Here is a 24484-nt window from a genome sequence, read left to right as displayed (position 1 = left end):
AAAATAAGCTCGAAATGAAGTATAGAAGTCTCTCATTCTTCTTTTCAACCATAAATCAAGCTCAAAATGAAGTATAGAAGCCTCTCATTTTTCTTTTCAACCATAAATTAAGCTCGAAATGAAGAATAGAAGTCTCTCATTCTTCTTTTCAACCACAAATAAGCTCGAAATGAAGTATAGAAGTCTCTCATTCTTCTTTTCAACCATAATTCAAGCTCAAAATGATGTATAAAAGACGCTCATTTTTCTTTTCAACCACAAAATAAGCTCGAAATGAAGTATAGAAGTCTCTCATTCTTCTTTTCAACCATAAATCAAGCTCAAAATAAAGTATAGAAGACGCTCATTTTTCTTTTCAACCATAAATTAAGCTCGAAATGAAGAATAGAAGACTCCCATTCTTCTTATCATCCACAAATCAAATTCAAAATGAATCATAGAGCACTCTCATTCATCATTCCAAAGCTGAATCTAAATAGACATTGTCACAAATTTTTCACTCTAGTTAACAAAAACTTTACAGTAATAAAGCGTGAATTGTGTTACAATTATAAAAAGAACAAATTTGGAGAGTTGCCCTATGTTAGAGAATGGATATTGGAGAAATTATGAGCTGAGAAAGCATGTGAAGGTAGTAGAGGGGGAAATGACACCAACTCTTGTACTTAAGAATGCAACCTATTTAAATATGTATGTAAATCAATGGTTAACGGCAAATATTTGGATTTATAATGAGCGGATAGTTTATGTCGGTGAAAAACTTCCAGAACAATCGAATGAAATAATAGACTGTGAAGGGAAGTATGTTGTGCCTGGTTATATGGAGCCACATGCACACCCATTTCAATTATATAACCCAGAGATATTAGCGACACATGCCGCAAAATTTGGAACAACGACTTTAGTTAATGATAATTTATCGTGGCTTTTTTTATTAGATAAAAAGAAAGCGTTTTCTATTATTGATGAGTTTAATAAACTACCAATCTCGATGTTTTGGTGGAGTCGATTTGACCCGCAAACGGCACTTCATAATGAGGAAGGGCTTTTTAATACAGAGGATATGATGGATTGGGTTTCACATCCGAGTGTTATTCAAGGTGGAGAATTAACAGGCTGGCCGAGTCTACTAAATGGGGATGATCGATTACTCTATTGGATTCAGGAGGCGAAGCGAAAAGGGAAGCCAATTGAAGGACATTTGCCTGGTGCGTCAGAAAATACCCTCACCAAACTGAAACTTCTAGGGATATCGGCTGATCATGAATCGATAAGTGGTGAAGATGTATTAAAGAGATTACGACTTGGCTATCAAGTTGGGCTACGTTATTCTTCCATTCGACCAGATCTTCCACAGCTATTAGAGGAAGTTATTGAAGCAGGGTTAACTAACTTTGACCAGCTTACCATGACAACAGATGGTGGCACACCAGGATTTTATAAGAATGGATTAATGAATGTATGTATTGATATTGCAATTCAAAAAGGGGTACCTTTAGAGGACGCATATCGAATGGCAACGTTTAATGTGGCAAAGCATTTCCATTTAGAAGAACAATTAGGGTGTATAGCACCTGGTCGAATTGCCAATATTAACATATTACAACGGAAGGACAATCCACATCCGGAAAGTGTCTTAGCGAAAGGGAAATGGATTGTTAAAGATGGTGTTGAGCAAGAACTTCCTACTTATATTGACTGGGAAAAGTATCATATCAAGCCACTGGAATTTGATTGGGAATTGGAGATTAGTGATTTGCAATTCTCTACACCGATTGGGTTAGATATGGTTAATGATGTCATTATTAAGCCATATGCGATTCAAACGGATATTACAGTGGAAAAACTGCCAGAAAATCGTGATGATGCATTTTTATTATTATTGGATAAACAGGGAGAATGGCGTGTAAACACGACTATTCGTGGCTTTACTAAGAATCTTGGTGGGTTAGTTAGTTCTTTTTCACAAACAGGTGATTTTGTATTCATCGGAAAAAACAAACAAGATATACTCCTAGCTTGGAAGCGATTAAAGGAGTTAGGTGGTGGAATAGTTCTTGTGCATGAAGGTGAGATAATTGCTGAACTTCCATTAAGGCTCGCAGGAAAAATGTTTGCCGGCAATATGGAGGAATTGATTGAAAAAGAACAGGAACTAAAGAAAAAGTTTATGGAATTTGGCTATCAATTTAATGATCCAATCTATAGTATTTTATTCTTGTCATCAACACACTTGCCATATATTCGAATTACACAAGAAGGAATCATGGATATTAAAAAACGAGAAGTGCTCTTCCCAGCAACCATGCGTTAACATATAATAGTAGTAGGACTTAGGACTCAAATTATTAGATTAAAGGTGTTGGGAATATGAGAAAATGGATTTTGCTACTAGTAGCAGTAAGTATGCTATTCCTTTTGGGTGCATGTAGTGATAAAACAGATAAAGATTCTGACCCAGAAGAAGAAGTTGAGGAAGTAACGGAACCAGAACAAGATGAAGAGGCTGAAGAGCCACAGTATTCAAATATATATCCGTTTACAGGTATTCAGACAAATGAAGATGTAAGCAATCGCGCGGTAGGAGTTATGGTTAATAATCATACGAAGGCTCGCCCGCAGACTGGATTGTCACAAGCAGACATTGTATTCGAGATATTAGCTGAAGGTATGATTACTAGATTTCTGGCTGTATTCCATAGTGAACAACCAGAAGTTGTAGGGCCGGTTCGTAGTGCTAGAGAGTACTACTTTGACCTTGCTAATCGTTATAATGCACTTTATATCTACCATGGAGCAGCTGGATTTGTTAATGAAATGCTTGATAATCGAGGTATTGATCATCTCGACGGGGCCATTTATGACAATGATGGTAATCTATTTAAACGAGAATCATTCCGTGTAGCACCACATAACTCTTATTTGTTATTTGGAAATGCACACAAGGTAGCAAGTGATATTGGTTATGAAGTCTCTGCAGAACACAAGCCCTTGCCGTTTCTAACGGATGCGGAAATAGAGACAATTAATGGAGATATAGCCAATCATGTAGAGATAGTTTATTCCAATAAACCTATGAATATCGTGGAATATGAATATGACCCTACTACCGAAAAGTATAATCGCTATAATGATGGGGAAATGACAGTTGAATTAAATACGAACGAACCAATTCAGGTTGATAATATATTTATTATCGAGACATACCATGAAGTAATTGATGACGCGGGACGTCGCGCTATAGACTTCTATGATGGTGGAAATGCATATCTCATTCAAAAAGGGAAAGTACAGAAGGTCGAGTGGGAAAACCAGGATGGACAGCTAGTAGCTGTGAAGGACGGAAAAGTAATTGGCTTTGTTCCTGGAAAGACTTGGATTAATGTAGTTCCAACTAACCCAGGAATGGATAATTCTGTTACGATTACTGGAGAGTAGGGAGTAGGAGGTTTCATCATGCAAATTGATAAATTACGTGGGGAAGAACTAGACCATTTATTTGATGCTATATTATCATTGAAAGATCGCGAGGAATGCTATCGATTCTTTGATGACATTGCAACAATGGGGGAGATACAATCCCTTTCCCAAAGACTCCAAGTAGCTAAAATGCTTACAGAGGGATTTACCTATAAAACAATAGAAAAAGAAACAAAAGCATCGACTGCAACCATTTCAAGGGTAAGACGTTGTATTGATTATGGTAGTGATGGTTATAAGCTCGTTTTGGAACGGACACTAGAAAAAGAATAATTCATGGTTGAAGACATGTATTCGAATTGGAATACATGTCTTTTTTTACTTCTTAAATGTCTTACCCTATAATTTAGAACTTCCAGAACTCCTGTGTTACAATCAAGAAAAACATAAGATTGGATTTGAAATACATGCAGGACATACGTTTAAAAGTTAATTCGAAATTTGTTAATAAATATAGAAGTGGCTTCCCACTTATTTTGACTGATGCCATCTTAAATCAAAAAGACCTAAAAGAAGAAGGAACGGTCGTCAACCTCGTTGATGAGAAAAATAAGTTTATTGCAAAAGGTTATTATGGCAGACAAAACAAAGGCTATGGCTGGGTCCTCAGCAAGAATGAACATGAAAAATTCGATAAGAACTTCTTCAAAAATAAAATCATTGCTGCTCTTAATAGAAGAGAAGATTTTTTTGCAGATGAAGATACAAATGCCTTTCGTGTCTTCAATGGTGAAGGAGACGGTGTAGGTGGTATTACGATTGATTATTTTGATGGATATTATTTAATCAATTGGTACAGCAAAGGAATTTATTCCTTCCGAAAAGCGATTCTTGATGCACTTCAAGAATCAGTTGAATATAAAGGAATATATCAAAAGAAGCGATTTGATGCGAAGGGTCAGTACCTTGAAGATGATGATTTTGTAGCAGGTGAACGTGGTGAATTTCCACTTATTGTTAAAGAGAATGGTGTTCAATTTGCCGTGTATTTAAATGAGGGTGCCATGGTTGGGGTGTTTTTGGACCAACGAGAAGTACGAAAAACCATACGAGACAAGTATGCTAAAGGGACCAATATGCTTAATACATTTTCCTACACCGGGGCATTTTCCGTATTTGCTGCATTAGGCGGAGCAACCAAAACAACCAGTGTAGACCTTGCTAATCGGAGTAAGCCAAAGACAATCGAACAACTTAGCCTCAACGGAATAGATTATGAAGCTCAAGACATTATCGTAGAAGATGTATTTAAATATTATAAATATGCAGTAAGAAAAAATCTAAAGTTTGATTTAGTAGTCTTAGACCCACCAAGCTTCGCAAGATCTAAAAAAGTAGTATTCAGTGCAGAAAAAGACTACACCAAACTATTAAAAGAAACAATTGCAATCACCGAAGACAACGGAGTGATTGTAGCATCAACAAACTCAAGCGCATTCGGAATGTCCAAATTCAAAGGCTTCATCCAAAAAGCCTTCCAAGAAACCGGACATAAATACCAAATACTAGAGCAATTCACCCTACCAAACGACTTTAGAACCGTCAAAGAATACCCTGAAGGGAATTATTTGAAAGTAGTATTTGTAAAAAAGGTTGTTTAACCGAACGAATAGTAGATAGAAACTGGGCGGTAACGTACTATTAACCCTCATAATTAAAAGGGGATAGTGGAACGATTACCGCTCCGGCAGAATACTCCGCTTTCCGCGGGCGGCTGGTGAGCCTCCTCGTGCTATCGCACTGCGGGGTCTCACCTATGCCTATCCTCCCGCAGGAGTCTCCGTATTCTGCCTACGCTAGTGAATTCTTCTATTGAGAGATGTCTGCTATTAGTTGATTATCTATATTAAATATTCGGGGTAATAAATTGACACACATGCTAGCGAAGGAAAAACACGAAGACTCCTGCGGGAATAGCACGTGTCCGAAGACCCCGCAGAGGTGAACTTTCCTCGAGGAGGCTGAGGCCGTGCCCGCGGAAAGCGTAGTGTTTTTCCGTAGCGGGTATGATGCTCTATCCAAAATGCTTATTTACCGCACAGTTTCTATCAACAGTAACAAACTATACGTTAACCATTTATTTTCCTTTTAATTTTATACATATCACTAAATCCCACCCAATATTTTTGCTATAATATACAGATGGAAAACAATAATGGAGGACTAGACCGTTGTATACCAATATGAAAGAATGGAACCATGTATTTAAGCTTGACCCAGCAAAAGAAATCTCAGACGAAGACTTAGAGTTAGTCTGTGAATCCGGAACTGATGCAATAATAGTTGGCGGAACAGATAACATAACTTTAGATGGTGTATTAGATCTACTTTCAAGCATCCGTCGATATACCGTACCAGTAGTCCTAGAAATCTCCACCATGGAAGCAATCACACCAGGATTTGATTACTATCATATCCCCATGGTCATGAATAGTACCGAGAAAGAATGGATGATGGATATTCATCACGAAGCAATAAAAGAATATAAAGATATTATGAATTGGGATGAAATTTTTGTTGAGGGCTACTGCATCTTAAATGAAGAAGCAAAGGCTTTCCAGCACACAAAATGTAAGTTGCCGACAGACGAAGATGTGGTTGCATATGCTTACATGGCTGAAAATATTTTTCATTTACCAATTTTTTATGTTGAATACAGTGGTAAATATGGTAATCCTGAATTAGTAAAGAAGGCAAAAGCCGAGCTGCGTGATACACTTCTTTTCTATGGCGGTGGAATAGAAACCGCTGAACAGGCAAAAGAAATGAAACAATATGCAGATGTTATTGTAGTTGGGAATAGCATTTATACTAATCTGAAGGAAGCATTAAAGACCGTACAAGCAATAAAAGATAATTGATTTTTTAGGAAGGTGTTTTGACATGAGTCGTACAATCGATGAGTTGATAAAAGGATTGAACAAACAGCAACAAGAAGCTGTTAAACATACAGATGGACCATTATTAATTATGGCTGGTGCTGGAAGTGGTAAGACTCGTGTACTAACACACCGTATAGCATACTTAATGGGGGAGAAAGATGTTTCTCCTCGTAATATACTAGCCATTACTTTCACGAACAAAGCCGCTAGAGAAATGAAGGATCGTGTTAGTAAGCTAGTTGGACCGGAAGCAACAGATATGTGGGTCTCCACTTTTCACTCGATGTGTGTCCGCATTTTACGTAGAGATATTGATCGTATTGGTTATAGTCGTAACTTCACTATATTAGACAGTGGGGATCAATTATCTGTTATCAAACAAGTTATCAAGGAATTAAATATTGATAACAAGCAATTTGAACCACGTGCGATGCAAAATCAAATTAGTAGTGCGAAAAATGAATTAGTCACTGCCGAAGAGTACAGTAATAAAGCTGGTAATTTCTATGACCGTCAAGTTGCCCGTGTCTTTGAAGGGTATGAAAAAGTACTTCGTAAAAATCAATCGCTTGATTTTGATGATTTAATTATGCAAACAATCCATTTGTTTAAGCGAGTACCAGAAGTGTTGGAATATTATCAACGCAGGTTCCAATATATCCATGTCGATGAGTATCAGGATACGAACCATGCGCAATATACATTAGTCAAACAATTAGCCAATCGATTTCAGAACCTTTGTGTGGTAGGGGACTCTGATCAGTCGATTTATCGTTGGCGTGGAGCGGATATTGCGAATATCCTTTCCTTTGAAAAAGATTATCCACAAGCGAAAACAGTTTTCTTAGAGCAAAACTACCGTTCAACAAAATCGATACTAGAAGCTGCAAACAAGGTAATTGCAAATAATCCTGGACGAAAGCCGAAAAACCTTTGGACAGAAAATCCTGATGGTCAGAAGATTATGTACTATCAAGGTGCAACAGAACAAGATGAGGCTTTATATATTACGGATAAAATACGAGAACTAGTTCGAGAAGAAGGATATACGCCAAGTGATATTGCGATTCTGTATCGTACCAATGCCCAGTCTCGTGCTGTCGAGGATACGTTAATGAAATCTGGAGTTTCATATCAAATGGTTGGTGGGATGCGATTCTACGACCGTAAAGAAATTAAAGATATGATTGCCTACCTACGCTTAATTACAAATCCTGATGATGACTTGAGTTTTGAACGCGTGGTTAATGAACCAAAACGTGGTATTGGGAAAACATCCATTGAACGCTTAAGAGCATATGCAGCAGATAATGACATGTCATTTTACCAGGCAGTAGAAGTAGTAGACTTTACTGGAGTTCCCAAAAAGGCAGCAAATGCATTAGCTGAATTTGGAAACTTAATAAAAACACTTAACCAGCAACAAGATTACTTAACTGCTACCGATATGGTGGAACAGGTACTAGAACGTTCAGGTTATGAAGAGATGCTGAAAAACGAACGCTCAATTGAATCGCAAAGTCGTCTGGAAAACTTGGAAGAATTCATGACCGTAACACAGGATTTTGAGGAAACAAGTGAGGATAAAACACTGATAGCTTTCTTAACAGATTTAGCATTAGTTGCTGATATAGATCGTGTAGATGAAGAAGATCCAGATAACGAGGAAAAAGTTACATTAATGACGTTACATGCTGCAAAAGGACTAGAGTTCCCGATTGTATTTTTAATTGGGATGGAAGAGAATGTATTTCCTCATAGTCGTGCTATGTTTGATGAGGAGGAAATGGAAGAGGAACGTCGTCTTGCATATGTAGGAATTACACGTGCTGAAAAACAACTCTATTTAACAAATGCCAAAATGCGTACTCTATATGGAAGAACTAATATGAATCCGATGAGTCGATTCATTAATGAAATTCCTGAAGAATTAGTGGAAGGAATCGAACAAGCGAAAGCAACTATGTTCGGCTCTTCTCCATTTAGAAAAGATTTTGGTGGTGAAAGGCAACGAAGTCCATTTGGTAGTCCTAGAACACAACCAACAACGCCTCAACCTGCTCAACCGCCAAGACGCAGTGCCGAGCGAGTACAACCAACAACTGGTGCTGAAAATGAAACATGGAAACCAGGTGATAAGGCGGAGCATAAGAAATGGGGAGTCGGTACAGTGGTGAAGGTTCAAGGTGAAGGAGATAAAATGGAACTTGATGTCGCCTTTCCAGCGCCAACTGGTATTAAACGTCTATTAGCAAAATTTGCACCAATTACGAAACAATGATAGGGAGGTGCTTGATGCATGGAGATAGCCCAAGCACAGGAAAAAGTAGCATCCTTAAAAGAGTTATTGAATCGGTATGCCCATGAGTATTATGTGTTAGATAATCCATCGGTTCCTGATTCAGAATATGACCAAAAACTCGAGGAACTAAGAAGATTAGAAGAAGAATACCCGGAACTCATTACGAGTGATTCACCGACCCAACGTATTGGTGGTCAACCACTTGAAGGATTTCAGAAAGTACAGCATACCATTCCCATGTTAAGTCTCGGTAATGCATTTAATGAACAAGACCTTCGAGATTTTGCTCGACGGGCAAGCCAAGGGACAGATAAAGCCTTGTCCTATGTCTGTGAACTAAAAATAGATGGGCTTGCCATCTCACTTACTTATGAAAATGGTCAATTTGTCCGGGGAGCAACACGTGGTGATGGAACAACAGGTGAGGATATTACTAGTAACTTACGGACAATCAAGAGTATCCCACTTTCGATAAAAGAAAAAAGGAAGATTGAAGTTCGTGGGGAGTGCTATATGCCACATAAATCCTTCCTTGCTCTGAATAAGCAAAGAGAAGAAAATGGAGAAGAGCTATTTGCTAACCCAAGAAATGCAGCTGCAGGTTCATTAAGACAATTAGATCCAAAAATTGCAGCATCCCGTAACTTAGATGTCTTCTTGTATGCTATTGGAGAATGGGAAGCAGATACGGTTGAATCACATAGTGATCGTCTTAATCAGTTGAAAGAACTTGGATTTAAAACGAATCCAGAGTGGAAAAAATGTGATTCTATTGAAGAAATTCTAGAGTATGTCGAGTACTGGACAAAAGAGCGTCCTAATCTACCTTATGAGATTGATGGAATTGTAATAAAAGTGGATGATTTAGCTCAACAGGAGGAATTAGGTTTTACGGTGAAAAGTCCTCGTTGGGCAATCGCCTATAAATTCCCAGCAGAAGAAGTGGTGACGAAACTTAAAGATATCGAATTAAGTGTTGGCCGTACCGGTGTTATTACACCTACAGCCATTCTTGACCCGGTGAGAGTAGCCGGTACAACCGTTCAACGTGCATCACTTCATAATGAAGATCTAATCCGTGCAAAGGATATTCGAATTGGCGATACAGTTGTCATTAAAAAAGCTGGAGATATCATTCCAGAGGTTGTACGAGTAATTACTGAGCAGCGTACTGGGGTAGAAGAACCATACCATATGCCTGATCATTGTCCGGCGTGTGGTAGTGAGCTAGTCCGATTAGAAGAGGAAGTGGCATTACGCTGCATCAATCCAAATTGTCCTGCACAGCTCCAAGAAGGACTTATTCACTTTGTATCTAGAAATGCTATGAATATTGATGGTCTTGGAGAAAAGGTTATTAATCAGTTATTTAATGAGGGATTAATTCATACCATCGCTGATATTTACCGTTTAGAACGAGATGAACTATTGCAATTAGAACGTATGGGTGAAAAGTCAGTCGATAACTTGCTTCAAGCAATTGAAGTTTCAAGGGAAAATTCCTTAGAGCGATTATTATTTGGTCTAGGTATTCGCTTTATTGGAGCAAAAGCAGCGAAAACACTTGCAACGGAATTTGAAACAATGGATAACCTGCAAAAGGCAACTTACGAAGATTTAATCGCTATTGATGAAATTGGTGATAAGATGGCGGATTCCGTTGTGCAATATTTTGCTGAGGAAAAGGTCTCAGATTTACTAAACGAATTAAGAGACCTAAATCTAAATATGAAATATAAAGGTCCAAAGCGTGTTGAGGTAAGTAATGATGATAATCCATTCGTAGGGAAGACGGTAGTATTAACCGGTAAAATGGAACAAATGTCCCGTCCGGAAGCAAAAGAACGTATTGAAGCTTTAGGCGGTAAAGTAACAGGAAGTGTTAGCAAGAAAACAGATCTTCTAGTTGCAGGGGCTGATGCTGGTTCTAAGTATGATAAAGCTGTAGAACTTGGAATCACCATTTGGGACGAAGAACAATTCTTGAAAATGCTTGAAGGTTAAAGGAGAGGTTGCATTTGAAGAAATTTAATATTGCATTACTTTGTACACTCTTCTTACTTGCCAGCTGCACACCTAGTGTACAAGATGATGAGGATAAAGTAGTACAAAAAGAAGAAGAACCAACTGGCCAACCTTCCATTGTTCCAACATATAAACTATCGGAAGATGACTATCGTGTCGTTTTGCCCTATCGTACAAGTAAGGCAAGAGGTGCCACTACGAACCAGATAGCTAACCGTCTCGATATCGATGAGGTGGAGCAAGGGCTAATGCGTCATTCCAAGGAGTACTTTGATCCTAATGAAGTGTATTTTGAAGAAGGACAATACTTAGATCTGGATACAGTATATTCGTGGATTAATGAATTAAACCCAAAAGTAGAAGAAGGTTCTGAGAAGGAAGTATATGAGGATAACCCGAGATACCTATCACATATCTTAGAACAGAACTTCATTAAACGAAATGAAGATTCAGTTGAGTTAGTTGGGCTTTCTATTGGTTTAGCTTTAAAATCACAATATCGTTTTCAGACTGAAATTGGTGGAACATATTATTATAAAAATATTCCCAAAGCAGATATGCTAGAAAAAGGAAGAGAAGTAGCTCAAACAGTACTAGAAAGAGTTCGACAAATGGAAGGCCTACAAAATATTCCAATCATGATTGCGATATATCGAGAGGAAGAGCGTGGATCGGCTGTTCCTGGTAACTTTGTTGCGAAAACATTTATCGAACAAGGTGAAATGAGTATTGATGATTGGGAAGGAATTGAAGAAGATTATATTCTATTTCCTTCGAATGAAGCAGAAGAAAAGTATTTTGATGATGCTCAAATCGTCAATACCTTTGGGGTAGAAGTTGCTGAATTTTTCCCAAATTATGTGGGATTCATTGGGGAAGGTTTCTATGTGAATGAACAACTTCAAAAACTAACTATTGAAGTACCAATAGAGTTTAATGGAAAGGCTGAAATTGTTGGTTTTGCCCAGTATACGTATGGTTTGGTAAAAGACAAATTCCCTAATAATTATGATATTGAAATTCAAATCACTTCTAGTGAAAAGCTAGAGGCTTATATCTATCGGGAAGCTGGGAAAGAAAACCCGGTAGTTCATCTTTTTGATTAAACATTGTAGAATGTTTGAAGAGTTTTCTATCTTACGTTAGAATAAGGAGTGGATATATTCCACTCCGTTTTTTTAAAATTGTATACTTCATTGTAGTTTGACTTAATTTTTAGAACTTTATGTAAGCGGAGCCATATGTAATATATTGCATATTAAATAAGGAGGTTTTATTTTATGGTAGTACCGTACACACATGAGCCTTTTACTGATTTTACAGTAGAGGAAAACAAACAGCAGATACTTGATGCACTAAAGAAGGTTGAAGCAGACCTTGGAAAAGAATATCCACTAATCATCAATGGTGAACGCATCTTTACAGAAGATAAAATAGTATCCGTAAATCCTTCAAACAAAGAAGAGGTAATCGGATATGTTTCTAAAGCTAACAAAGAATTAGCAGAAAAAGCAATGAAAGTAGCAGATGAAAAGTTCCAAAACTATTGGAGAATGTCTGATCCTAAATTCCGTGCAGGTATCTTATTCCGTGCAGCTGCGATAGTACGCCGCCGTAAGCACGAATTTAATGCACATCTTGTAAAAGAAGCAGGTAAACCATGGAAGGAAGCAGATGGGGAGACTGCTGAAGCGATTGATTTCCTAGAGTTTTATGGTCGCCAAATGCTTAAATTGAAAGATGGTATGGAAATTAATAGTCGTCCAATTGAAGATAATCGATTTGATTATATTCCATTAGGAGTAGGTCTTGTAATTTCTCCATGGAACTTCTCTTTTGCAATTATGGCAGGAACAGCAGTTGCGGCTATGGTAACTGGTAATACCGTATTATTAAAGCCTGCAAGTGTAACACCGGTTGTTGCTTATAAATTCATGGAAGTACTTGAAGAAGCAGGAATGCCAGCTGGTATTATTAACTACATTCCTGGTCCTGGTGCAGAGGTTGGAGATTATCTAGTTAACCACCCACGTACTCGATTCATCAGCTTTACTGGTTCACGTGAAGTTGGATTAAACATCTTTGAACGTGCGGCAAAAATTCAACCTGGTCAAATCTGGTTGAAACGTACCATCTTAGAAATGGGTGGTAAAGATACTATTGTTGTCGATAAAGATGCAGATCTTGAATTAGCGGCACAATCAATCGTTCATTCTGCATTTGGTTTCTCAGGACAAAAATGTTCTGCTTGTTCAAGAGCAGTAATCCATGAGGATGTGTATGATCAAGTTAAAGATCGTATTGTTGAATTAACAAAAGAATTAACAGTTGGGGATCCTTCTGAGAACTTATACATGGGACCAGTTATTGACCAAGGTTCTTATGATAAGATTATGAAGTATATCGAAATTGGTAAAGAAGAAGGTAATCTTCTAGTTGGTGGTACAGGTGATGACTCTAAAGGTTGGTTCGTTAATCCAACAGTAATCGCAGACCTTGATCCAAAAGCTCGTATCATGCAAGAGGAAATCTTTGGACCAGTTGTTGGTTTAACAAAAGCAAAAGATTTCAATGAAGCGATTGAAATCGCGAACAACACTGAATATGGTTTAACTGGTGCAGTAATCACAAATAATCGTGAGCACTTAGAACAAGCACGTAGAGACTTCCATGTTGGAAACTTATACTTCAACCGTGGATGTACTGCTGCAATCGTTGGATACCAACCATTTGGTGGATTCAATATGTCAGGTACAGACTCTAAAGCTGGTGGACCTGATTATCTAGTCCAACATATGCAAGGTAAAACAACATCTGAAATGCTATAAAATAAATTTTATGCCTCTTTTCAATTATTGGAAAGAGGCTTTTTACATCTTTATGAAAGATAGGAAAAATCCGACCAAAAAGCGATATAATTTCGTCATAATTCGACAGCTTTTTACAAAGTCTAGGTTAATTTTCTATCAAAACTTTCCTACTTTCCTCATTTTAGGAAAGTAGGAAAGTTTTTTGGGCTTTATTAGTCCTTTTTGCCCCCAACTTTCCCAATATACAAGTATAAAAATTATGCTATCATATAGTTAACAAATAGAAGTAGAAGCAAATTATAGGAGGAAAGTAGCATGGAAATAGGCTCCTTTATAAAATTGCAACGTGTCAAAAAAGGAATGACTCAAGAAGAACTAGCAGAAGGAATTGTTTCTATGAGCTATTTGTCCAAGATTGAAAACCTTCGTACAGAAGCAAGTCCTGAAGTAATTAGCATGCTATGCACACGTTTAGGTATTGAACTAGACAGCGAGACAAACATTACGATCAAGGAAAAGTGTGAACAATGGTTCGATATGCTCTTTGAAGTGAATGACAAAGAGGAAATCATCGAAAGATTTAATGAACTGAATGAACTGATGACATTAGTTCGTTCTGATAGTTTGATGCTATTTGAGATTCATAAGATACGGTACTATCTAATTATGGGAGAAGCAGATAATGCTTTAGAACAGATTAATAGTTTAAATGAAGTGTCAGGAAACTTTGATAGCTTGCATTCATTTTACTGGTTTAAGTATAAAGGCAATTATAATTCCTATAAGGGTGAGTTTGTTCAGGCGATGCGAATGTACAAACTTGCAGAAGAGAAATTCAAGCATGTTGACTTGCCAGATGTGCAGCAAGCTGATCTTCAATATACAATGGCAATTACGCATAGTAAGCTTAGAAACACCTTGGAGACAATAGAATATGCAGAGAAAGCAATTGATATATTCCAAAAAGAATATAACTTTGTAAGATGTGCACAGTGTCATATTGTTCTCGGAATTTCATATCGTAGAATTAAGATGTATGAAAAAGCGATTAAACATTATAATTTAGCTAAACATTTAGGAGAATTGAATAAGAGTAAGCAAGTAATTCAATTAACTAATCAAAATCTGGGATATTTGTATTCAACTATCGGTGACACAAAGGAAGCTATTAAGTTCTTCATTGAAGTTATTAAAGATGAAGAGGTTCAGGTCAGTGGTAGATTAATGGCCCTTACAAATTTGATTAAAGAGTATTATAGAATCCAGAATTATGAAAAGGCTCAGGAAATGATTATCGAAGCCGAAAGGGTCTTAGAATTAGCTAAAAATGATGTTTACTATAAATTATACTACTACATAATCCATACTTACACTTATGCAATCAATGATCAGCATGATAAATTTACTTTATTAGTAACAGAAGAATTTATACCTTATCTCAGAAAGCAAAAAGACTATGCTAACCTAATTGTTTATTCCAATATGGTTGCAAAGCATTTTGAAACAGTAGGTAGGTATAAGGATTCTGTGAAATATTATAAACTCGCTAACCTCGCTTATGAGGAAGTAGTTAATTTGTAAAGGGGGGGAGTATTCATGAAGAAAGTTATCGCTTCTTTAGCACTTGGCACACTTTTAATGGGCGGTTTTCTTTTCGCTCAGGACAATCAGCCAACAGATTTAGCTACTACTGGTGAGTTAGAGCCAAGCATCTTTAAGGCTAGTATTACCGGAGTAAGTCTGTACTAATTGCATCAATTTACTTAAGCTTGTCAGTAATCTATGTTTTTTACCCTATTACTATATGATAGACTTTTGCCTGAGGTAGTGTGGAAACTACTTCAGGTCTTTTTTTGTTTTGAGTAGTTAAAAATTTTTCTCTGAGATAATTCAGGGACTAATTGTTATTAAAATAAATCTTCATTATACTGGATAAGTTGCCTAGTACTAATGATTTCTGCTATTATCAATAGTATTGTTAAAGCTTTTTTAACCCGAAAAAATGGATAATAATTTATAGATTGGTGGAGGTGCGAAAAATGGCAGAAATTACAAAAGAACAAGTGAAGCATGTTGCGAATTTAGCTCGTCTTGAGGTATCAGATGAAGAGGCGGAAATGTTCACGAATCAATTAAGTTCTATTATTAAATTTGCGGAACAGCTTAATGAGATAGATACGGAGGGTATTGAGCCGACTACCCATGTATTAGATTTGAAAAATGTAATGCGCAAGGACGAGCCTAGGCAGTGGACTACAAGAGAAGAAGCATTAAAGAATGCTCCTGATCATAAAGATGGGCAATTCCGTGTACCATCAATACTTGAATAAGGAGGGAACATTATATGTCACTATTTGACCATAGTATAAAAGAGATTGAAGCAAAATTACATAATAAAGAAATTACAGTAAGTGACCTCGTTGATGAATCTTATAAACGTATTCATGAAGTTGAAGATGAGGTCCATGCATTTTTAACACTAGATGAAGAAAATGCACGGAGAAAAGCGAAAGAACTTGATGCTACTGAAGATACAGAAGCGAAGTTGTTTGGTATTCCTGCTGGGATTAAAGATAATATTGTCACGAAAGGTCTGCGTACCACTTGTGCAAGTCAGTTCCTAAGAAACTTCGATGATCCACTATATGATGCAACAGTGGTAGAAAAGTTATATGCAGAAAAAATCGTGAATATCGGGAAGTTAAATATGGACGAGTTTGCCATGGGTTCATCGAATGAAAACTCAAGCTTCACTCCAACCCGAAATCCATGGAATACGAATCATGTTCCAGGTGGATCTAGTGGTGGCTCTGCAGCTGCAGTTGCTGCGGGGGAAGTTCTGTTCTCTCTAGGTTCGGATACTGGTGGTTCGATTCGTCAACCAGCCGCATTCTGTGGTGTAGTGGGATTAAAGCCTACATATGGACTTGTTTCTCGTTTTGGATTAGTAGCATTTGCTTCTTCTCTTGACCAAATTGGTCCATTAACACGTTCAGTAGAAGATAATGCCCGTGTATTAGAAGTAATTGCTGGACATGACAAAATGGATTCAACAAGTGCAAATGTGGAGATTCCGTCTTATACCGAAGCATTAACTGGCGATGTTAAAGGTCTTAAGATTGCCGTGCCAAAGGAATACTTAGCTGAAGGGGTTAACCCAGAGGTAAAAGAAGCCATATTAGAGGCATTGAAAGTATATGAATCACTAGGTGCTACTTGGGAAGAGGTTTCCTTACCGCATTCCAAATATGCAGTTGCGACATATTACTTACTTTCTTCTTCTGAAGCATCTGCTAACCTTGCCCGTTTTGATGGTGTACGCTACGGAGTTCGCTCTGAAAATGCAGAGAACATGATTGATATGTTCAAGAAATCTCGTAGTGAAGGATTCGGTGAAGAGGTTAAGCGACGTATCATGCTCGGAACTTTTGCATTAAGTTCTGGTTACTATGATGCTTATTATAAAAAAGCACAAAAAGTACGTAAGTTAATTAAGAATGACTTTGATAAAATATTTGAGGACTATGATGTTGTAATCGGCCCTACTACACCAACTCCAGCATTTAAAGTTGGCGAAAAAATGGCTGATCCACTAACCATGTATGCAAATGATATTTTAACCATACCTGTAAACCTAGCTGGAGTACCGGGAATCTCAATCCCATGTGGATTCTCTCCTGAAGGTCTTCCAATTGGATTGCAAATTATCGGGAAGCATTTTGATGAAAGTACTGTTTATCGTGCGGCACATGCTTATGAACAAGCTACTGACCATCATACGAAACGACCTCAAATCGGAGGTGCTAACTAATGAATTTCGAAACAATCATTGGTCTTGAAGTACACGTAGAATTAAAAACAAAATCTAAAATCTTTAGTCCTAGCCCAAATGCATTTGGTTCTGAACCAAATACAAATGTTAACCCAATTGATTTAGGATATCCGGGAGTACTTCCGGTATTAAATGAAGAAGCGGTTAACTTTGCCATGAAAGCTGCTATGGCACTTAATTGTGAAATTGCAACAAACACTAAATTCGACCGTAAGAATTATTTTTACCCAGATAATCCTAAGGCATATCAAATCTCTCAATTTGATCAACCGATTGGTGAGCATGGTTGGATTGAAATTGAAGTTGCTGGTAAGAAAAAGAAAATCGGAATTACTCGTGTTCATCTAGAAGAAGATGCTGGTAAATTAACCCATGGTGATGATGGATATTCCTATGTTGACTTTAACCGTCAAGGTACACCATTAATTGAAATTGTTTCTGAGCCTGATATGCGTACTCCAGAGGAAGCTTATGCATACTTAGAGAAGCTAAAAACAATCATCCAGTATACAGGTGTTTCTGATGTTAAAATGCAAGAAGGCTCCCTGCGATGTGATGCAAACATCTCACTTCGTCCATATGGACAAGAGAAGTTTGGAACTAAAGCAGAGCTTAAAAACTTAAACTCATTTACGTTTGTTCAAAAAGGACTAGAATTTGAAGAGAAACGTCAAGAAAAAGTGTTATTGTCAGGTGGAGAAATCCTTCAAGAAACACGTCGTTATGATGAGAAAACAAAAGAAACTATTTTAATGCGTGTTAAGGAAGGTTCTGATGATTATCGTTACTTCCCAGAGCCAGATCTAGTACCACTTTATATTGATGATGCTTGGAAAGAACGAGTTCGTAGTGAGATTCCAGAACTTCCAGATGCGCGTAAACAACGCTATATCGATGAATTTGGCCTATCTGAATATGATGCTGCGAATATAACTAGCTCTAAAGAAATGGCAGATTTCTTTGAAGAGACAGTGAACCATGGAGCAGACATTAAACAAGCCTCTAACTGGTTAATGGGTGAAGTTACAGGATATATGAATAAGCATTATAAAGAACTTCATGACCTGGCATTAACACCGGAATCATTAGGGAAAATGATTAAATTGATTGAGGACGGTACGATTTCATCTAAAATTGCAAAGAAAGTATTTGCTGAATTAGTTGAAAAAGGCGGAGACCCTGAAAAAATCGTAAAAGATAAAGGCATGGTTCAAATCTCCGATGAAGGCCAGCTACGTGAGATTATCACAGGTATACTAAATGAAAATGAACAGTCTATTATCGACTTTAAGAATGGTAAAGACCGAGCATTAGGCTTCTTAGTAGGACAAGTGATGAAAGCTACCAAAGGTCAAGCAAACCCACCAATGGTGAACAAGATTTTGATTGAGGAAATGAATAAAAGATAAGGTTGCCTTCTATGGGGGATTCTCCCCCGTAGAGGCTTTTTTTGAGGATAACTATAATAAAAGCTGTGGGGGATATATAAGTTCCTTCTTAACGGGCACAAGGTGATTCCTGAAGGTCACAAGGAATGCGAAACTGGGTGCAAGCTGAAGGTGATTGGTCACAAGGAACACGAAACCGGGCACAAGCTGAAGGTGATTGGTCACAAGGAATGCGAAAGCGGGCGCAAGGTGAAGCAGATTGGTCACAAGAAACGCGAACCCGGGCACAAGGTGAAGCAGATTGGTCACAAGGTACGTGAACCCGGGCACAAGGTGAAGCAGATTGGTCACAAGGAACATGAACCCGGGCACAAGGTGAAACAGATTGGTCACAAGGAACGTGAAACCAGGCACAAGGTGAAACTGATTGGTCACAAGGAACACGAAATCAGGCACAAGGTGAAACTGATTGGTCACAAGGAACACGAAATCGGACACAAGCTGAAAATGAACGGTCACAAGTAAAGCAAAACCGGGCACAAGCCCCAACTCTCACCAACTCCTCATATCTAATCTATCAATCCACTTTAATAAAATCTTATTGATTTAGTCCAAAAACTTTTCAAACTCTTAAATTATGGCTAGAATAGATATGCATGTAAAAATATCCAATTAATGAAAGAGATAATATAATACATTAGTAAAGCATAATGTAGCATTGGAGAGGGGACATGTAAGATGAAAAGAGCCCGTATTATATATAATCCAACTTCTGGTCGTGAGGCATTTAAAAAGGAACTACCAGCGGTACTAGAAAAACTAGAAAAAGCTGGCTATGAGGCGTCTGCACATGCCACAACTGGTGAAGGTGACGCGGTCAAGGCAGCTCGGATAGCGGTGGAACGAAAGTATGATATCGTTATTGCTGCAGGTGGTGACGGTACGATTAATGAAGTAGTCAATGGTCTTGCAGAACAGGAATATCGCCCTAAGTTAGGGGTTATTCCAGTAGGAACAACAAATGATTTCGCTAGAGCACTAACAATTCCACGAGATAGTATTCAAAAAGCTGTCGATGTCATTATTGAGGATCAGTCTATGCTTTTAGATATTGGTAAAGTAAATGACCAATACTTTATAAATATAGCGGGTGGCGGGAAGCTTACCGAACTAACGTATGAAGTACCAAGCAAATTGAAAACAATGATTGGTCAAATGGCTTATTATTTCAAAGGTATTGAAATGTTGCCATCGTTAAAACCAGCGCGTGTAAAAATTGAATATGATGGAAATGTTATCGAAGAGGATATCATGCTTTTTTTAATTTCCAATACAAACTCAGTTGGTGGTTTTGAAAAGCTCGCTCCAGATGCTTGTCTTGATGATGGTTACTTTGATCTATTGATCTTGCGTAAAACGAACTTAGCAGAATTCATCCGAATTGCTAGTTTGGCATTAAGGGGAGCACATTTAGAAGATAAACACGTCATCTATTCGAAGGCGAAACATATTAAAGTGACACCAGATGAAAAGATGCAATTAAATATAGATGGGGAATATGGTGGACTATTACCGGGAGAATTCCGTAATCTACAACAACATATTGATATTTTTGTTCCAGAATCCTATCTAAATAGGGAGACTACTGAATAATTGGTAGTCTCCTTTGTTCATGATAAGATAAAGAATAGCAAATAGTACGTAAAGGAAGATACATAAATGGCAAAACAATCTGCCCCAGTAAAAAAGAATGAAACCGTAACAATACGATTTGAGGACCTTACTCATGAAGGAAATGGTGTAGGTAAGATAAATGGCTATCCGCTATTTGTGCCCTATGGCTTACCGGGTGAGGAAGCAATGGTTAAAGTAGTAAAGGTAAATAAAAACTTTGGCTTTGGAAAACTATTGGAAGTAAAAAATCCAAGCCCAGAACGTGTAGAACCTCCGTGTGATGTATTTTATAAATGCGGTGGATGTCAAATTCAACATATGAGCTACAATCTACAGTTATCAATGAAGCAACAACAAGTGAAGAATGTCATGCGAAAAGTTGCTCATCTTGAACATGTACCTGTTCATCCAACAATTGGAATGGAAGACCCTTGGAGATACCGTAATAAGGTAGCTATACCAGTCAGTGAAAAAGACGGGGAACTCATTACAGGGTTTTATCAAATGCGTAGTCATAACATTATTGAAGACATGGATACTTGTGTGGTACAAGAGGATTTAAATGACCGGATGGTAGAAGCAGTTCGCCGGATTGCTAGCCGACTAGGGATAGAAGCTTATGATGAAAAGAGTCATTCCGGTGTCCTGCGTCATATTATGGTTCGGACTGGGAGAGAAACGAAAGAAACCATGATAGTGCTCATCACACGGACGAAAGAACTACCGCGTGTAAAAGAATTTATCCGTGAGTTAACGGAGACTTACCCGAATGTCAAATCCATTATCCAAAATATAAACCCAGCTAAAACCAATGTTATTCTTGGAGATAGTACCAAGGTACTTTGGGGTCAGGAATATATTTATGATTCCATTGGTTCTATTCGTTTTGCCATCTCTGCTAAATCGTTTTATCAAGTCAATCCTACACAAACAAAACGGCTCTATGACAAAGCGTTGGAATATGCTGCTATTGATGAGAGTGACATCGTTATTGATGCTTATTGTGGAATTGGAACGATCTCTCTTTTCTTAGCTCAGAAGGCGAAGAAAGTTTATGGAGTGGAAGTGGTTCCAGAGGCGATAGAAGATGCACGAGTGAATGCGAAATTAAATGGGATGACTAATGTGGAATTTGAAGTAGGTACTGCTGAAGAAGTCATGCCAAGGTGGAAGGAAGATGGGTTAAGACCAGACGTTATCGTGGTCGATCCACCCCGTAAAGGCTGTGATGAAGGGCTCTTAAATGCAATGCTTGAGATGGGGCCGAAGCGGATTGTATATGTGTCCTGTAATCCATCAACACTAGCTCGTGATTTACGAATTCTAGAAGATGGTGGGTATGAGACAAAGGAAGTGCAGCCTGTTGATATGTTTCCTCAGAGTATGCATATAGAGAGTGTTACTTGGTTGGAGAAGAAAGTGAATAACTAAAAGGTTCTCTTACTAATTTAAATAAATATTTGATATTCAGACCCTGATTTCGTTAAAAATACTTTAGCGAATTCGGGGTCTTTTTATTCCTAAACACTTTTTAAATTCAACTATGGAATTTGTTGTGCTAATGAAACAGGTGTATTCTATTAATAATTGAACTATATTACATTATATAACGTATAGTATGCGGTTAGGAGGCATTAGATGAAACCACGAATATCAGTTATAACATTGGGTGTAGATGATTTGGAAAGATCATTGAAGTTCTACCAGGAAGGACTCGGATTATCGACAGAAGGAATTGTAGGTAAAGAATATGAGCATGGTGCAGTTGCGTTTTTTGATTTACAGTCAGGATTAAAACTTGCCATTTGGAACCGTAAGGATATTGCTCATGACGCAGGCATAAATCAGACACCAAAAAGCCCTACTGAATTTACAATCGGTCATAATGTTTGGAGTAAAGAAGAGGTGGATATGGTGATGGAACAGGCAGATAAAGCTGGTGCAGTTATAACAGTTCCAGCACACGATACCTTTTGGGGAGGATACGCTGGTTACTTCCAAGATCCTGACGGGCATTTATGGGAGGTAGTTTGGAATCCAGCTTGGGAATTTAACGAATAGATTTTTTGTCAGTTGAAAGGAGAGGAATTATCATGAAAGGACCAGACAAGAATAGGCTCTATCCAAATGAAAATATCAGAACGGTTTGTTATATAAGTAATCTCCCCAATAGACCCAATGTAGATATTGGTGAATACACTTATTATAGTGATAATAAAAAGTCCCCAGAGAAATTTTATGAGAATATAGAGCATCATTATGAATTTCTAGGAGATAGACTTGTGATTGGTAAGTTTTGTGCGATTGCTGAGGGTGTTAAGTTTATTATGAACGGAGCAAATCATAGAATGGATGGCATAACAACCTATCCCTTTAATATTTTTGGTTCTGGTTGGGAAAAGGTTACACCAACAGTAGACCAACTACCATTTAAGGGAGATACCGTGATTGGCAATGATGTATGGATAGGTGAGTATGTAACAATTATGCCAGGTGTAAAAATTGGTGATGGTGCGATTATTGCTGCTAACTCAACAGTAGTTAAAAACGTCGAACCATATACAATATACGGTGGGAATCCCGCCGTATTTATCAAGAAAAGATTTAGTGATGAAAAGATTGAGTCTTTATTAAAGATTCAGTGGTGGAACTGGGACGAAGAAAAGATTTTTAATAACTTGGAGAAGTTAACATCACAAGATGGGTTTGATGAAATTATCAACAAATGAATATAACTATCTAAGCATACTGATAGTTATATTGCTTTTACTACAGAGAAGAATACAATAAATAATATTACAGCTACTGTATTTAAATGATCAATTCAGTAGCTGTAATCAAAGGTAGTAGAATTGCGTAAAATACATGATATCTATTATTTAGTAAGTAATTCTAAATGATAACCAATTATTTCCTGCACCTTTTCGGGAGTATACTCATCAGGTCTTAACAAAGCATGAAGTGACAGCCCCTCAATCAATGCAGATAATCGATACTTTTCTAAATCTACATTAATCGAATCCATTAATATTCCTTTTAGAGTTAGTATCTCAATCATTGAATTTGCTAATTCAAATGTACCATTAGTCAATTCGACTTTCTTTTCTATTAATGCCTCACTTGTGAGGGAACGGAGTGCAAAAATCCACCAAACATTCGTTTCAATTTTCTTTTCTTCGTCAATTGGTACAAGCTCTAACAAAACCTCCTCAACTGCCTTTAAGGGATCTTTTGACCATTCTTTATGATTAGAACGTTCTTTTCCTGCATCAAAGAAGTAGTCCATAATAAACAGGAGCATTTCATCTTGAGTAGAAAAGTAATGCCTTAAAGCTCCAGAAGACATCCCTGCCTCAGCAGCAACTCTTCGTATAGATGCTTTTTCAAATCCGTCATTCTTAATTATCTTCCATGCAGCCTCAGCGATTATTTTGCGTTTTTGCTCATGATTAACTATTTTGGGCACAGAAAAACACTTCCTTTTTATAATACAGTGTGTTATTATCTTTTTAACACGTCGTGTTATTTTAATAATATCACACTATTTAAAGGGGGGACTAATTATTTGTTCGAGATTATGGAACTAGTGTTGCCTACTTCATCAATAGATGTAAATCTATTCGATTTTTTTTAGTACAGATTTAATAGGTCAAAACTAAAAAAGCACTTATTTCTTTACTGTTAGTAGGTGCAGTCTATTTTGAGGAATTTAATAATAAAAATATGAATGAGGTGTTTAGATATGAAAGAAATAATAAGTGGACTTAGTTTACTTTTACTAATACAAGGAGTTGGAGGTTTGATCAATCATTTGACAAATGGAGCGAAAAGTTGGTTTTTAGTGAATTATATTGATGTATTTCAAGGTTGGGAAATTATCATAGACATATTACTGATTGCTATTGGCGGAATTTTAATTCTTTATTCTATGAAAACATCCAGTTCATCTAGCAGTGGTAAATAGAGATGGCGATAATTCGTTTTTTATAGCTAATCAAAGGTTTCAAGTAGAGAGGGGTATGAAGGGAGTATAATATTGAATGAAAGCTATTAGGGAAATACAACGAGTAGGACTTGTTTATTAACAGCAA

Annotated in this window: 21 protein-coding genes; 20 read left to right on the top strand and 1 reads right to left on the bottom strand. The window is 37.4% G+C overall.

Annotated elements, in window-relative coordinates:
* The first annotated feature begins 580 nt into the window (after positions 1–580).
* From BN999_RS11730 to BN999_RS11645, 19 genes are all read left to right on the top strand, one after another.
* Positions 581–2314 (top strand): adenine deaminase C-terminal domain-containing protein, encoded by a 1734-nt coding sequence (locus BN999_RS11730; RefSeq protein WP_096271581.1) that lies wholly within the window; start codon positions 581–583, stop codon positions 2312–2314.
* Between the two features lie 56 nt (positions 2315–2370).
* Positions 2371–3438, top strand: coding sequence for a DUF3048 domain-containing protein (locus tag BN999_RS11725; protein ID WP_096271579.1), 1068 nt, complete (start codon positions 2371–2373; stop codon positions 3436–3438).
* Between the two features lie 18 nt (positions 3439–3456).
* Positions 3457–3753, top strand: coding sequence for a YerC/YecD family TrpR-related protein (locus tag BN999_RS11720; protein ID WP_096271577.1), 297 nt, complete (start codon positions 3457–3459; stop codon positions 3751–3753).
* A 134-nt stretch (positions 3754–3887) separates the two neighbouring features.
* Positions 3888–5081, top strand: coding sequence for a class I SAM-dependent rRNA methyltransferase (locus tag BN999_RS11715; protein ID WP_096271575.1), 1194 nt, complete (start codon positions 3888–3890; stop codon positions 5079–5081).
* Positions 5082–5663: 582 nt separating this feature from the next.
* Positions 5664–6341 carry a heptaprenylglyceryl phosphate synthase gene (locus BN999_RS11710; protein ID WP_373453630.1) on the top strand — a complete coding sequence of 226 codons (678 nt, stop codon included), beginning with the start codon at positions 5664–5666 and terminating at the stop codon, positions 6339–6341.
* A gap of 22 nt (positions 6342–6363) precedes the next feature.
* The gene (gene pcrA / locus BN999_RS11705; RefSeq protein ID WP_096271571.1) at positions 6364–8643 is read left to right on the top strand and encodes a DNA helicase PcrA; all 2280 of its coding nucleotides are present in this window, start codon (positions 6364–6366) and stop codon (positions 8641–8643) included.
* Between the two features lie 18 nt (positions 8644–8661).
* Positions 8662–10668 (top strand): NAD-dependent DNA ligase LigA, encoded by a 2007-nt coding sequence (ligA, locus tag BN999_RS11700; RefSeq protein WP_096271569.1) that lies wholly within the window; start codon positions 8662–8664, stop codon positions 10666–10668.
* Between the two features lie 14 nt (positions 10669–10682).
* Positions 10683–11795 (top strand): CamS family sex pheromone protein, encoded by a 1113-nt coding sequence (locus tag BN999_RS11695; RefSeq protein WP_096271567.1) that lies wholly within the window; start codon positions 10683–10685, stop codon positions 11793–11795.
* Positions 11796–11969: 174 nt separating this feature from the next.
* On the top strand, positions 11970–13517 hold the full coding sequence (gene pruA / locus BN999_RS11690) for an L-glutamate gamma-semialdehyde dehydrogenase (RefSeq protein ID WP_096271566.1): 1548 nt from the start codon (positions 11970–11972) through the stop codon (positions 13515–13517).
* Between the two features lie 297 nt (positions 13518–13814).
* Complete coding sequence (locus tag BN999_RS11685; protein ID WP_096271564.1) at positions 13815–15080, top strand: helix-turn-helix domain-containing protein; 1266 nt, start codon at positions 13815–13817, stop codon at positions 15078–15080.
* Positions 15081–15095: 15 nt separating this feature from the next.
* Positions 15096–15248 carry a hypothetical protein gene (locus BN999_RS20635; RefSeq protein ID WP_176481956.1) on the top strand — a complete coding sequence of 51 codons (153 nt, stop codon included), beginning with the start codon at positions 15096–15098 and terminating at the stop codon, positions 15246–15248.
* A 290-nt stretch (positions 15249–15538) separates the two neighbouring features.
* Positions 15539–15829 (top strand): Asp-tRNA(Asn)/Glu-tRNA(Gln) amidotransferase subunit GatC, encoded by a 291-nt coding sequence (gene gatC, locus BN999_RS11680; RefSeq protein WP_096271562.1) that lies wholly within the window; start codon positions 15539–15541, stop codon positions 15827–15829.
* Between the two features lie 14 nt (positions 15830–15843).
* Entirely contained in the window at positions 15844–17310 is a 1467-nt protein-coding gene (gene gatA / locus BN999_RS11675; protein ID WP_096271560.1) for an Asp-tRNA(Asn)/Glu-tRNA(Gln) amidotransferase subunit GatA, read from the top strand.
* Positions 17310–18740 (top strand): Asp-tRNA(Asn)/Glu-tRNA(Gln) amidotransferase subunit GatB, encoded by a 1431-nt coding sequence (gatB, locus tag BN999_RS11670; protein WP_096271559.1) that lies wholly within the window; start codon positions 17310–17312, stop codon positions 18738–18740. The genes gatA and gatB overlap by 1 nt, the downstream gene beginning before the upstream one ends.
* A gap of 102 nt (positions 18741–18842) precedes the next feature.
* Positions 18843–19244 carry a hypothetical protein gene (locus BN999_RS11665; RefSeq protein WP_096271558.1) on the top strand — a complete coding sequence of 134 codons (402 nt, stop codon included), beginning with the start codon at positions 18843–18845 and terminating at the stop codon, positions 19242–19244.
* 213 nt (positions 19245–19457) lie between these two features.
* Entirely contained in the window at positions 19458–20372 is a 915-nt protein-coding gene (locus tag BN999_RS11660; RefSeq protein ID WP_096271557.1) for a diacylglycerol kinase, read from the top strand.
* A gap of 66 nt (positions 20373–20438) precedes the next feature.
* Positions 20439–21824 carry a 23S rRNA (uracil(1939)-C(5))-methyltransferase RlmD gene (rlmD, locus tag BN999_RS11655; RefSeq protein ID WP_096271555.1) on the top strand — a complete coding sequence of 462 codons (1386 nt, stop codon included), beginning with the start codon at positions 20439–20441 and terminating at the stop codon, positions 21822–21824.
* 207 nt (positions 21825–22031) lie between these two features.
* A complete protein-coding gene (locus tag BN999_RS11650) occupies positions 22032–22454 on the top strand; it encodes a VOC family protein (RefSeq protein WP_096271553.1) in 423 nt (140 codons plus the stop codon).
* A gap of 32 nt (positions 22455–22486) precedes the next feature.
* Positions 22487–23122, top strand: a complete 636-nt coding sequence (locus BN999_RS11645; RefSeq protein WP_096271551.1) for a Vat family streptogramin A O-acetyltransferase — start codon at positions 22487–22489, stop codon at positions 23120–23122.
* A gap of 146 nt (positions 23123–23268) precedes the next feature.
* On the opposite strand, the gene BN999_RS11640 is transcribed toward BN999_RS11645, so the two are convergent.
* Positions 23269–23859, bottom strand: a complete 591-nt coding sequence (locus BN999_RS11640) for a TetR/AcrR family transcriptional regulator (protein WP_096271549.1) — start codon at positions 23857–23859, stop codon at positions 23269–23271.
* A gap of 276 nt (positions 23860–24135) precedes the next feature.
* On the opposite strand from BN999_RS11640, the gene BN999_RS11635 reads away from it, so the two are divergent.
* Positions 24136–24357, top strand: coding sequence for a hypothetical protein (locus BN999_RS11635; protein ID WP_096271547.1), 222 nt, complete (start codon positions 24136–24138; stop codon positions 24355–24357).
* Positions 24358–24484: the final 127 nt, after the last annotated feature.

Source organism: Paucisalibacillus globulus (assembly GCF_900184735.1).
GTDB classification, from domain to species: Bacteria; Bacillota; Bacilli; order Bacillales; family Amphibacillaceae; genus Ornithinibacillus; species Ornithinibacillus globulus_B.
This window is presented reverse-complemented; position numbering and strand designations above follow the sequence as displayed.

Excerpts from the sequence above, each read along its gene's own strand:
- BN999_RS11650 (WP_096271553.1), top strand. The coding sequence starts at position 22,032 with ATGAAACCACGAATATCAGTTATAACATTGGGTGTAGATGATTTGGAA.
- BN999_RS11635 (WP_096271547.1), top strand. The coding sequence starts at position 24,136 with ATGAAAGAAATAATAAGTGGACTTAGTTTACTTTTACTAATACAAGGA.
- BN999_RS11685 (WP_096271564.1), top strand. The coding sequence starts at position 13,815 with ATGGAAATAGGCTCCTTTATAAAATTGCAACGTGTCAAAAAAGGAATG.
- BN999_RS11725 (WP_096271579.1), top strand. The coding sequence starts at position 2,371 with ATGAGAAAATGGATTTTGCTACTAGTAGCAGTAAGTATGCTATTCCTT.
- pcrA (WP_096271571.1), top strand. The coding sequence starts at position 6,364 with ATGAGTCGTACAATCGATGAGTTGATAAAAGGATTGAACAAACAGCAA.
- pruA (WP_096271566.1), top strand. The coding sequence starts at position 11,970 with ATGGTAGTACCGTACACACATGAGCCTTTTACTGATTTTACAGTAGAG.
- BN999_RS11660 (WP_096271557.1), top strand. The coding sequence starts at position 19,458 with ATGAAAAGAGCCCGTATTATATATAATCCAACTTCTGGTCGTGAGGCA.
- BN999_RS11715 (WP_096271575.1), top strand. The coding sequence starts at position 3,888 with ATGCAGGACATACGTTTAAAAGTTAATTCGAAATTTGTTAATAAATAT.
- gatC (WP_096271562.1), top strand. The coding sequence starts at position 15,539 with ATGGCAGAAATTACAAAAGAACAAGTGAAGCATGTTGCGAATTTAGCT.
- rlmD (WP_096271555.1), top strand. The coding sequence starts at position 20,439 with ATGGCAAAACAATCTGCCCCAGTAAAAAAGAATGAAACCGTAACAATA.
- ligA (WP_096271569.1), top strand. The coding sequence starts at position 8,662 with ATGGAGATAGCCCAAGCACAGGAAAAAGTAGCATCCTTAAAAGAGTTA.
- gatB (WP_096271559.1), top strand. The coding sequence starts at position 17,310 with ATGAATTTCGAAACAATCATTGGTCTTGAAGTACACGTAGAATTAAAA.
- BN999_RS11720 (WP_096271577.1), top strand. The coding sequence starts at position 3,457 with ATGCAAATTGATAAATTACGTGGGGAAGAACTAGACCATTTATTTGAT.
- gatA (WP_096271560.1), top strand. The coding sequence starts at position 15,844 with ATGTCACTATTTGACCATAGTATAAAAGAGATTGAAGCAAAATTACAT.
- BN999_RS20635 (WP_176481956.1), top strand. The coding sequence starts at position 15,096 with ATGAAGAAAGTTATCGCTTCTTTAGCACTTGGCACACTTTTAATGGGC.
- BN999_RS11730 (WP_096271581.1), top strand. The coding sequence starts at position 581 with ATGTTAGAGAATGGATATTGGAGAAATTATGAGCTGAGAAAGCATGTG.
- BN999_RS11645 (WP_096271551.1), top strand. The coding sequence starts at position 22,487 with ATGAAAGGACCAGACAAGAATAGGCTCTATCCAAATGAAAATATCAGA.
- BN999_RS11710 (WP_373453630.1), top strand. The coding sequence starts at position 5,664 with ATGAAAGAATGGAACCATGTATTTAAGCTTGACCCAGCAAAAGAAATC.